General features: G+C 69.7%; 1 protein-coding gene. It reads right to left on the reverse strand.

Features of this window, described 5'->3' with window-relative positions; genetic code table 11:
- Positions 1 to 308: IS110 family transposase (locus tag QSK26_RS41525; protein WP_285780867.1), on the reverse strand; the 308-nt coding region annotated here is incomplete at its 3' end.
- Positions 309 to 413: the final 105 nt, after the last annotated feature.

Consider the following 413-nt stretch of genomic DNA (forward strand, 5'->3'; position numbering starts at 1 on the left):
TTGTCGCTCTTGGCCCCGGAGTTGCCCATCACCTCGCGATGCCGGGCGGCCTGCTTGGGGTTCACCCCGAACACCCGGTACCCCGCCGCGGCCAGCGCCCGCACCCACGGCCCCCGATCGGTCTCGATACACACCAGCACCTCGGCCGGCTCGGCGTCATCGGGCAGGAACGAGGCGACCAGCTCATGGAAGCGGGCCACCCCGGCAACGCCCTCGGGCAACCGGGCCCGCTTCACCGCCCGGCCCTGCTCGTCCTGCACCTCCACATCGTGATGGTCCTCGGCCCAGTCATCACCGACGAACAGCACCCGATCCTCCAACCCTCGACAACACGATCAAGCAGCCCGCAGGAGCCGGTCGGCGTGCTAATGGACCAGTACTCACGCCCCCGGAGGGCGGGCACGACATCCCAT

The sequence above is a fragment of the Microtetraspora sp. NBRC 13810 genome (genome assembly GCF_030268685.1).
In the GTDB taxonomy this organism is placed as follows: Bacteria; Actinomycetota; Actinomycetes; order Streptosporangiales; family Streptosporangiaceae; genus BSRQ01.